Genomic DNA, 9,801 nt, shown 5'->3' on the forward strand with positions numbered 1-9,801 from the left:
ACCCAGCACCCGTGCCGATGAAAAGGGGTGGCTCACACCATGGGCAGGCGTATGGTGATGACGAGCCCGGTCGGGTGATTGCTGCTGGCCTTGATGGTGCCGCCATGGCGCTGGATCGCCTCGGCGGCGATGGCGAGACCGAGGCCGGTGCCGCCTGTCTTGGCGTTGCGGGCATCATCGACCCGGAAGAAGGGCAGGAACAGCATGGGCTGCTGCTCCACCGGCACGCCTGGGCCGTCATCCCTTATGGTCATCACCCACTCCCGTCCCTCCTGATACCAATCCACCTTGATGAATTCGCGGGCGTACTTGAGCGCATTGCGCAGCGGGTTCTCCAGGGCCCTCGCCAGCAGCTCGGGCCACATCCGCAGCGACTCGGTCGGCAGCGGCGGCAGCCTGAGCTGCTTGCCATTCTGATTGGCCTCGAACATGGCGTCGTCCAGTATGGGCTCCAGCAGATCCGCCAGCGGCAGCTCCACCGGGGCTTCCACGTGCTGCTGGACCCGGGACAGATCCAGCAGATCCCCGATCAGCTTGTCGAGCCGGGCGATTTCGCTCTCGATCCGCGCCAGCTCCGAGCTGTCTCCCTGCTTGCGGCGGATCAAGGCCTGCGCCAGCTGAATGCGGGTGAGGGGGCTGCGCAGCTCGTGCGAGATGTCGGACAGCAACTGTTTCTGCTTCTGGATCATGCGCTTGAGGGTGTCCACCATGTGGCTGACATGATCTGCCAGCTGACCTATCTCGTCCCGCCGCCCCAGGTTGGGGATCCGCGTCTCCAGCTTGCCCTGCGCCAGCTGGGAGACCGACTGCTGCAACTGCAGTATGGGGCGGGTCAGCCGCCAGGCCAGCAGCAGACAGAGGGGGGTGCTGACCAGCATGGCGATGCCCAGGATCTGGATGGGGTGATCCAGGATCTGGATAAACAGGAACAGATAGGAGTTTTCGACGTTGAGCCCGAAGTAGACGTGATAGCTCTGGCCGTGGTGCTGCATCTGGAAGGGGCCGGCGATGGCCCGCTGGTGTTCGCTGCCCAGCATGGGCTTGGCCGGGTTGTCGGCATCCAGCATGAAGCGGATGACGAACTTGCTCAGCCGGGTGGTGGATTGCATCTGGCCCTTGGCGTCGCGCAGGTAGACGTTGTCTACCGGCAACAGCCCGGCCGCCGTGATGGCCTGTTGCAGATCGAAATCCTGGTTCGGGTCGGCACCGGCCTGCAGCGCCCGCAGGTTGTTGTTCATCCTGGCCATCTCGTGCTCGGGCAGGGGTATGGTGTTGCGGGGATCCAGGGTGGGTAGTATCACCACGGCGGCCAGCACGAGCAGCAGCATGAACCAGAACCAGAGGAAGATCTGGGTGGAGAGGCCATTGAAGGTGCGGGCCGTTTTCATGCCTGCTCCAGCCAGAGGTAGCCTCGCCCACGCACCGTCTTGAAGCGGGGCTGGCCATCGCTGCGCTCAGGCAGCTTCTTGCGCAGGTTGCTCAGGTGCATGTCGATGGCCCGATCGAAGGGTTCGAGCTTCTTGCCAAGCACCTGTTCGGACAACAGGTTCTTGCTGACGATCTGGCCCGGGCTGCGCAGCAGGCACTCCAGCAGGCCGAACTCGGTGGCGGTGAGCTCCAGCAGCTGATCGTCGCAGCGGGCCTGCTGCAGACCGGGTTGCAGCACCAGATCCATGAAGCGCAGCTCGTCGGATGCGCCGCGCTGGGGGGAGGGATTCTGGGTGCGGCGCAAGATGGCGCGCACCCGCGCCAGCAGCTCTCTGTCGTCGAAGGGCTTGGCCAGATAGTCATCGGCCCCCGCTTCGAGCCCGTTGACCCTGTCCTGGCTGTCGCCCCGGGCGGTCAGCATCAGCACAGGGGTGTCGTGGGTCTTGCGTAGCCTGGTCAGCATGGCGAACCCGTTGAGTCTTGGCATCATGACGTCCAGCAACACCAGATCGAATGCCTGCTCTGCCAGCCGCAGCAGCCCCTCCTCCCCATCCTCGGCGACGGTGACGTCAAACCCTTCCAGGGTCAGGATTTCGGTGAGCAGCTGGGTCAGTTCGAGATCGTCGTCGACCAGGAGTATTTTGTTCATTCGGGTCACTCCGTTGATTTTGCACGCCAAACTGACGTTCGGGTCAGGGTATAATAAGTTTTTACGCGTCAGAGGAAAGCCGGTTTTGAGCCACCAACACTATTCCCGCTGGGTCACCCTCGCCAGCACGGCGGCGGTCGTCACCGCCACCCTGCTGATCCTGGGCAAGCTGATCGCCTGGTTGATGACGGACTCTTCCAGCCTGCTGGCGTCCCTCACCGACTCCTTCATGGATGTGAGCGCCTCCATCATCAACCTGCTGGCCATTCGCTACGCGCTGGCGCCGGCCGATGAGGAGCACCGTTTCGGCCACGGCAAGGCGGAGTCCCTGGCGGGTCTGATCCAGTCGGCCTTCATCTCTGGCTCTGCCCTGCTGCTGATGATGCACGGCATCTCGTCGATGCTGAACCAGGTTCCCGTGGTGCGGCTCGAGGCCGGGATCTGGGTCAGTGCCGGCTCCATCCTGCTGACCCTGCTGCTGGTCAGCTTCCAGAGCCTTGTCATTCGCAAGACCAACAGCGTGGCCATCAAGGCCGACATGCTGCACTACCGCTCTGACTTGCTGCTCAATGCCGGTGTGCTGGTGGCACTAGTGCTGGCGGGTCAGGGGTGGTACTGGGCCGATGGCCTGTTCGCCATCCTGATAGGTCTGTTCCTGGTGTGGGGAGCCGTTCAGATCGGCTACGAATCGGTACAGGCCCTGCTCGATCGTCAGTTGCCAGAGGAAGAACAAGCGAGAATAATGGCGCTCTGCTGTGCCGTAGAGGGGGTGCATGGCGTACATGATCTGCGTACCCGTCAATCCGGGCCGACCCGCTTCGTGCAGTTGCATCTGGAGCTTGATGATCAACTGCCCCTGGTCAAGGCCCATCAGATAGCCGACGAGGCTGAACTGGCGGTCCGCCAGTCCTTTGAGCGGATGGAGGTGATCATTCACATGGACCCCATCTCGGTGCTGACAAAAGAACAACAAGGCACTCACCCTGAACAACAGTAGGCTGCAACATGGATGATCTGGTTGCCCAAACGTGGCAAAAAATTCAGCAGGAAGCGCAGAGCATGGCGGCCCAGGAGCCCATGCTGGCCAGCTTCTTTCACTCCACCATTCTCAATCACAGTGATCTGCGCTCGGCGCTGAGCTTCCAGCTCGCCAACAAGCTCGACAGCACCACAATGCCGGCCATCGCCCTGCGCGAGGTGATCGAGCTGGCCCTGCGCAGCGAACCCGAGTTACTGGCAGCTGTGGCCGCCGACATCTGCGCGGTACAGGATCGTGACCCCGCCGTCGACCTCTTCTCGACGCCGCTGCTTTACCTCAAGGGATTCCATGCCCTCCAGGGCTACCGGGTCGCCAACTGGTTGTGGCGCCAGGGGCGTCGCTCGCTGGCGCTCTACCTGCAAAACCAGATCTCCGTAGTGTTCGGGGTCGACGTGCACCCGGCCGCGCGGATCGGCAAGGGCATCATGTTTGACCACGCCACCGGCATAGTGGTCGGTGAAACCGCGGTGATCGAGAACGATGTCTCCATCCTGCAGAGCGTGACTCTGGGGGGCACCGGCAAGGAGAGTGGCGACCGTCATCCCAAGATCCGCGAAGGGGTGATGATAGGGGCGGGCGCCAAGGTGCTCGGCAACATAGAGGTGGGGGTCGGCGCCAAGATAGGGGCCGGCAGCGTGGTGATCAACCCGGTGCCGCCCCACACCACGGTCGCCGGCGTGCCCGCCAAGATAGTGGGCCGACCCGAGTGCGACAAGCCCTCCCTGGACATGGATCAGTGTCTCTGATCCCCTGACCGAGGCCGTTGTATGGTCAAGCGTTGGTCAGGCTATCTGATCCTGGGGATGTGGCTGCTCAACCTGCTGCACCTCTATCTGGGATTCTCCCCCTGGCCGGCCGCCGTCGCGGCCTGGGCCGCCTCCCTGCTCACCTGGCCCTGGCTGGTGGGCGCCGCCCGTCGTCAGGCACTGGCGCTCTATGGGGCGGCACTGCTGCTGCTGATCTTCTCCTGGTGGCGCGGTGCCAGCCTCAGTCCCGGGGACTGGCTGCTGCCCAACATCAACATGCTCACCATGTTTGCCGCCGTCAGTACCCTCAACCTCGCCACCTCGGGTCTGCTGACAGGCGCCGCCTCCTGGTCCGGTCGCAAGGGGCTGTGGAGCACCATGGCCAGCCTCAATCTGCTCGGTGCCGTCATCAACCTCTCTGTGCTCTTCATCATCGGTGATCGGCTGGAGCGCAATGGTACCCTTGAGCGGCGCCAGGTCATGGTGCTGAGCCGGATCTTCTGCGCCGCGGCCTTCTGGTCACCCTTCTTCGTCGCCATGGCGGTGGCGCTCACTTATGCCCCCGGCCTGCAACTGGCCAGCATACTGCCGTTTGGCATCCTCGCCGCCCTGCTGGCCATGGGACTGACGGCCTGGCAGGTGGAGCGGCTCGGGGTGGCGGACTTCGAAGGCTATCCCCTGAGGTTGCAGACCCTGGGGCTGCCGGTGACCCTGGCGCTGCTGGTGCTGCTGATCCACAGGCTCTGGCCCGGGCTCAGCATTCTGGCGGTGATCGCGCTGGTGGCCCCCTTGCTGGCGCTGCTCTTCATGCCAGGTCAGGGACGCGGGGCGGCCCTCAAGCGACAGGTGGTGGAACGCTTCCCCGCCATCGGCGGCCAGCTGGTGCTGTTCCTGGGGGCAGGTCTGCTGGCTGCCGGCATCAACAGCGCCCTCTCCGTCATCGACTTCGGCGCCGGCCACGGTCTGCCGCTGTTCAACCACTTCGGCTGGCTTGAGGCATCCCTCACCCTGCTGCTTATCTTCCTGGTCGCCATCATAGGCGTGCACCCTCTCATCAGCATCTCGGGGGTGGCCCCCTTGTTGTGGCCGCTGTCACCGGATCCCAGCCTGCTCGGCATGTGTTTCCTGCTGGGGTGGGGGCTGGCCACCGGCACCAGCCCGCTGTCCGGCTCCAACCTGGCGCTGGCCTCCCGCTACAACCTGAGCGCCGGACTGCTGCTGCGCTGGAACCTGCTCTACGGGCTGCTGATGTACGTGGTGGCCTGTCTGTTGATGGGGGGCTTCATCGCCCTGCACGGCTGACATTGGCGGCGGGAGAGGGGCAGGTTCGCAGGGTGCCATGACGCCGCGGCGAGCGTCCCGGATCGCGGTTCCTGCCCCCTGCGAGAAAAACCGACGCATATTTAAGCAATACCGGCACGGAGGGCGCATTTTGCAACGCGCTGGCTTGTTTGTGCCGAGCGCATCAGGGTATGCTGGCTTCACGCGCTTGATCGCCCCCTGTGGGGCATCGCAATTGAACATACAGGTATGCATATGTCACTAGAAGTCCTTGAGCAACTCGAATCCAAAGTACAATCCGCCGTCGACAACATCTCCCTGCTGAAAATGGAGCTGGACGAGCTGAAAGAGCAGAACAACAAGCTGCAAGACGAGAACCATCAGCTGCGCAACGAGCATGTTGCCTGGCAAGAACGTCTGCGCGCCCTGCTGGGCAAGATGGATCAGATGGGCGATGCCATCTGATCCCGTCTTGACTGACTGGAATGAAAGCGGGCCGCTCTTTGAGCGGCCCGCTTGTTTTGGCAGGGGTAGGGATCACAGGGCCAGCAACTGCTTGACCGTCTTCTCTATGCCGTCGGCCGCCTCGAGGATGTTCTGTGCCAGCATGTAGGCCGGGGTCGAGATGACCTTGCGTTCCTGATCCACCACGAACTCGCTGACCGGGCAGTTGAGGTGGCTGCCCCCCATGGCCTCGATGGCATTGGCGGCGCCCTCGTCATGGCCTATGGTGGCCAGGGTGCCAGCGCCATAGATGAGAGGTATCATGGCCGGTGCTATGCAGATATAGGCTGCCGGTTTGCGGGCTTTGGCAAAGCCCTGGCACGCCTTCAGCACATCGGGCTGGATCTGGCAATTGGCGCCCTGGACGGCGAAGTCGCACAGATTCTTGGCGGCGCCAAAGCCGCCGGGCACCAGCAGGGCATCGAAGTCGGCCGCATCCAGCTCGGCCACATTCCTGATCTGCCCGCGGCAGATACGGGCAGCCTCGACCAGGACGTTGCGGCTTTCCCCCTCGCTCACCTCGCCGGTCAGGTGGTTGATGACGTGCAATTGAGGCACGTCGGGCGCGAAGCACTGGGTGGTGGCGCCCTGACGGGCCAGTGCCAGCAGGCTGATGACGGCTTCATGGATCTCGGCGCCATCAAACACGCCACAGCCACTCAAGATCACGGCCACTTTTTTCATGGCAGACTCCTCGTTGTTGAAAATGTGAGCCAGGGTAGATTGTTGTACTTTTGTATGGTTATCGTTCGGCCTCCACTGGTCAAGTCATCTTGCTGTGCTAGGATTGTTTCGTTTTGGATCCTGCCTCGTTGACCCCCTTGAATTTTTTTCCACATTGATCGAGATCATGATGAAGGCGTCATGGTTTGTTTTTGCGATCTCAATGTGCTGTTTTATATGATCTTTTTGTTTTTAATCCACAGCTTTGCCACCATGGCGCAGCCATGAGTCCATTTTTGAGCACAGAGTTATCCACAGGTCAGGGGCCACTTAATGGTACGAATGGGAGGGGGCCAGCCCCTTGGTGTGCCGCCGGCCCTGTGGCATCCTAGCGACTGTTTATTCCTGGCAGGACGATTTCATGGCCCCTAGCAATCCCCTTATCTTGGTCGACGGCTCTTCATATCTTTACCGCGCCTTCTTCGCCTCCCAGCAGGCCGATCTGCGCACATCGACCGGTTTGCCAAGCGGCGCCGTCCGGGTGATGGCCAACATGATGCGCAGCCTGCGCAAGCAATACCCCGACAGCCATGTGGCCGTGGTGTTCGACGCCAAGGGCAAGACCTTCCGTGACGACATCTATCCCGAGTACAAGGCGACCCGCGCCAGCATGCCGGACGATCTGCGCAGCCAGGTTGCCCCCATTCACCAGATGATCAAGGCGATGGGCTTCCCCTTCCTGATGGTCGAAGGTGTCGAGGCCGACGACGTGATCGGCACGCTCGCCCGCCAGGCGACCGAGAAACAGCTGCCCGTGCTCATCAGCACAGGTGACAAGGACATGGCGCAGCTGGTCTCCGACCATGTCACCCTGATCGACACCATGAAGGATGTGAAGACAGATCGGGAAGGGGTGATCGAGAAGTTCGGCGTGCCCCCCGAGCTCATCATCGACTACCTGGCCCTGATGGGAGACAAGGTGGACAACATTCCCGGCATGGCAGGGGTGGGTGAGAAGACGGCCCAGGCACTGTTGCAGGGGATAGGCAGCATCGATCAGATCGCCGCCAATCTGGACAAGGTCGCCGCCCTGGGCTTTCGTGGCTCCAAGGCGTTTGCCGACAAGTTCCGTGAGCAGGAGGAACAGGTTCGCCTCTCCTACCAGCTGGCAACCATCAAGACCGACGTGGAGCTGGAGCAGAGTCTCGAAGAGCTGCTGCTGGGCCCGATCGACAAGGAGTCCCTGCTGGCGGTCTACCGCGAGTACGAGCTGCGCAACCTGATCAAGGAGCTGGAATCCGGTGGCGAAGAGGGCGTCGGGCAGGAAGAGGCCGCTGATGACGCCGCCGCTCCCGCTGTTGCCATCGAGACCGACTACAGCTGCATCCTGGAGGAGGCCGAGTTCGACGACTGGCTGGCACAGTTGAAAGCTGCGCCCCTGTTTGCCTTCGACACCGAGACCACCAGTCTCGACTATATGGAAGCGCGAGTGGTTGGCGTGTCGTTCGCCATAGAGCCGGGCAAGGCGGCCTATGTTCCCTTCGGCCACGACTATCTGGGGGCTCCAACCCAGCTGACCGAACAGCAGGTGCTGGGCAAGCTCAAACCCCTGCTGGAAGATCCGGCCCGTCTCAAGGTCGGGCAGAACCTCAAGTACGATCGCAACGTACTGCAGAACCACGGCATCGATCTGCAGGGCATCGCCTTCGACACCATGCTCGAATCCTATGTGCTCAACTCCACCGCCAGCCGTCACGACATGGACTCCCTGGCCAGGAAGTATCTGGGCGTTGAGACCATCTCGTTCGAAGAGATCGCCGGCAAGGGGGCCAAGCAGCTCACCTTCAACCAGATCGAACTGGAGCAGGCCGCACCCTATGCGGCGGAAGATGCCGACATCACCCTGCGTCTGCACCAGACCCTGTGGGGCGAACTGAGCAAACTGCCTACGCTTGCCAAGGTATTCACTGAGATCGAACTGCCCCTGCTGCCGGTGCTGGCACGGATGGAACTGCTCGGGACCACCATAGATCCCAAATTGCTGCACCAGCAGAGCCAGGAGATCGAAGTGCGTCTGGCGGAGCTGGAGCGGCAGGCGCACGAGCTGGCCGGGCAGGAGTTCAACCTCTCCTCACCCAAGCAGCTCGGCGAGATACTGTTCGTCAAGCTGGGGCTGCCGATCCTCAAGAAGACCCCCAAGGGTGCCCCATCCACCGCAGAAGAGGTGCTGGCGGAATTGGCGGAGACCTACGATCTGCCGCGCCTGCTGATGGAGCACCGCGGCCTGGCCAAGCTCAAGTCGACCTATACCGACAAGCTGCCGCTGATGATCAAGCCCCAGACCGGGCGGGTGCACACCTCCTATCATCAGGCGGTGGCGGCGACCGGCCGGCTCTCCTCGACCGATCCCAACCTGCAGAACATTCCGGTGCGCAACGAGCAGGGGCGCCGGATCCGGCAGGCCTTCATCCCGAGCGCCGGCTACAAGCTGGTGGCGGCGGACTATTCCCAGATTGAGCTGCGCATCATGGCGCACCTCTCCGGTGACCAGGGCTTGCTGACCGCCTTTGCCGAGGGCAAGGACATCCACAAGGCGACCGCCGCCGAGGTGTTCGGCGTGGCGCTCGATGCGGTGACCACCGACATGCGCCGCAGCGCCAAGGCGATCAACTTCGGCCTCATCTATGGCATGAGTGCCTTCGGTCTGGCCAAGCAGCTGGGGATCGGCCGCGCCGAGGCGCAGAAATACATGGATCTCTACTTCGAACGCTACCCTGGCGTGTTGGAGTACATGGAGCGCACCCGCCAGCAGGCGGAAGCCCAGGGCTACGTCGAGACCCTGTTCGGTCGTCGCCTCTACCTGCCGGACATCAAGTCTCGCAACGCCGGTCTGCGCAAGGGCGCCGAGCGGGCGGCGATCAATGCCCCCATGCAGGGCACGGCCGCCGACATCATCAAGCGCGCCATGATCGCTGTCGATGGCTGGATCCGGGGCATTACCGATGGCTCCATCCACATGCTGATGCAGGTTCACGATGAACTGGTGTTCGAGATCCGCGAGGAGAAGCTGGAGGAGTACATAGCTCTCATCAAGGAGAAGATGTCCGCGGCAGCCGAGCTGCACGTGCCGCTGGTGGTGGAAGCCGGAACCGGCGACAACTGGGATCAGGCCCACTGATCCTGACCACAGTGATTGGCTAGCTATATAAGCAGAGAAGCCCGGCAGCATGCCGGGCTTCTTGTTTCCGTTTCCTGTCTGCCTCAAGCCTCTTGCAGATACTCATCCTTGAGCAGGACGTAGTTGTCGGCCGAGGTCTTCAGAAAGGCAATCTCTGCCGGTTTGAGTGGCCGCGCCTGCTTGACCGGGTTCCCCATATAGAGGAAGCCGGATGCGAGCCGCTTGCCCGGTGGCACCAGAGAGCCGGCGCCTATCATCACGTCATCCTCGACGACTACCCCATCCAGCAGTATGGCCCCCATGCCGACCAGCA

9 protein-coding genes (1 of these 9 only partly in view) are annotated in these 9,801 nt (G+C 62.4%); 5 read left to right on the forward strand and 4 right to left on the reverse strand.

Translation table 11 applies throughout. From position 1 onward, the window contains the following. Nucleotides 1–32: 32 nt before the first annotated feature. Together Aeroheme_RS00485 and Aeroheme_RS00490 are read right to left on the reverse strand one after the other, a co-directional pair. Entirely contained in the window at nucleotides 33–1,388 is a 1,356-nt protein-coding gene (locus Aeroheme_RS00485; protein WP_111913692.1) for an ATP-binding protein, read from the reverse strand. Next, nucleotides 1,385–2,077, reverse strand: coding sequence for a response regulator (locus Aeroheme_RS00490; RefSeq protein WP_139745863.1), 693 nt, complete (start codon nucleotides 2,075–2,077; stop codon nucleotides 1,385–1,387). Before Aeroheme_RS00490 ends, Aeroheme_RS00485 begins: the two co-directional genes overlap by 4 nt. A gap of 85 nt (nucleotides 2,078–2,162) precedes the next feature. On the opposite strand from Aeroheme_RS00490, the gene Aeroheme_RS00495 reads away from it, so the two are divergent. From Aeroheme_RS00495 to Aeroheme_RS00510, 4 genes are all read left to right on the forward strand, one after another. Next, nucleotides 2,163–3,074 carry a cation diffusion facilitator family transporter gene (locus tag Aeroheme_RS00495; RefSeq protein WP_111913694.1) on the forward strand — a complete coding sequence of 304 codons (912 nt, stop codon included), beginning with the start codon at nucleotides 2,163–2,165 and terminating at the stop codon, nucleotides 3,072–3,074. 8 nt (nucleotides 3,075–3,082) lie between these two features. Further along, nucleotides 3,083–3,862, forward strand: a complete 780-nt coding sequence (cysE, locus tag Aeroheme_RS00500) for a serine O-acetyltransferase (RefSeq protein WP_025325275.1) — start codon at nucleotides 3,083–3,085, stop codon at nucleotides 3,860–3,862. A gap of 21 nt (nucleotides 3,863–3,883) precedes the next feature. Further along, nucleotides 3,884–5,164, forward strand: coding sequence for a hypothetical protein (locus Aeroheme_RS00505; protein ID WP_411166511.1), 1,281 nt, complete (start codon nucleotides 3,884–3,886; stop codon nucleotides 5,162–5,164). A 234-nt stretch (nucleotides 5,165–5,398) separates the two neighbouring features. After that, nucleotides 5,399–5,608 carry a cell division protein ZapB gene (locus Aeroheme_RS00510; RefSeq protein WP_025325277.1) on the forward strand — a complete coding sequence of 70 codons (210 nt, stop codon included), beginning with the start codon at nucleotides 5,399–5,401 and terminating at the stop codon, nucleotides 5,606–5,608. 72 nt (nucleotides 5,609–5,680) lie between these two features. On the opposite strand, the gene elbB is transcribed toward Aeroheme_RS00510, so the two are convergent. Continuing rightward, complete coding sequence (gene elbB, locus Aeroheme_RS00515; RefSeq protein WP_139745865.1) at nucleotides 5,681–6,331, reverse strand: isoprenoid biosynthesis glyoxalase ElbB; 651 nt, start codon at nucleotides 6,329–6,331, stop codon at nucleotides 5,681–5,683. A 400-nt stretch (nucleotides 6,332–6,731) separates the two neighbouring features. Between elbB and polA the strand changes: the two genes are divergently transcribed. Further along, nucleotides 6,732–9,488 (forward strand): DNA polymerase I, encoded by a 2,757-nt coding sequence (gene polA / locus Aeroheme_RS00520; protein WP_411166512.1) that lies wholly within the window; start codon nucleotides 6,732–6,734, stop codon nucleotides 9,486–9,488. 83 nt (nucleotides 9,489–9,571) lie between these two features. Here polA and Aeroheme_RS00525 read toward each other — a convergent pair whose 3' ends face one another. Continuing rightward, nucleotides 9,572–9,801, reverse strand: partial view of a gamma carbonic anhydrase family protein gene (locus Aeroheme_RS00525; RefSeq protein WP_106885312.1) — the final stretch only. The gene runs 310 nt beyond the window's last position; only the last 230 of its 540 coding nucleotides appear in the window; the start codon falls outside the window, past its right edge; the stop codon is at nucleotides 9,572–9,574.

The sequence above is a fragment of the Aeromonas sp. DSM 116730 genome, assembly GCF_046581335.1.
Lineage (GTDB): Bacteria > Pseudomonadota > Gammaproteobacteria > Enterobacterales > Aeromonadaceae > Aeromonas > Aeromonas rivipollensis.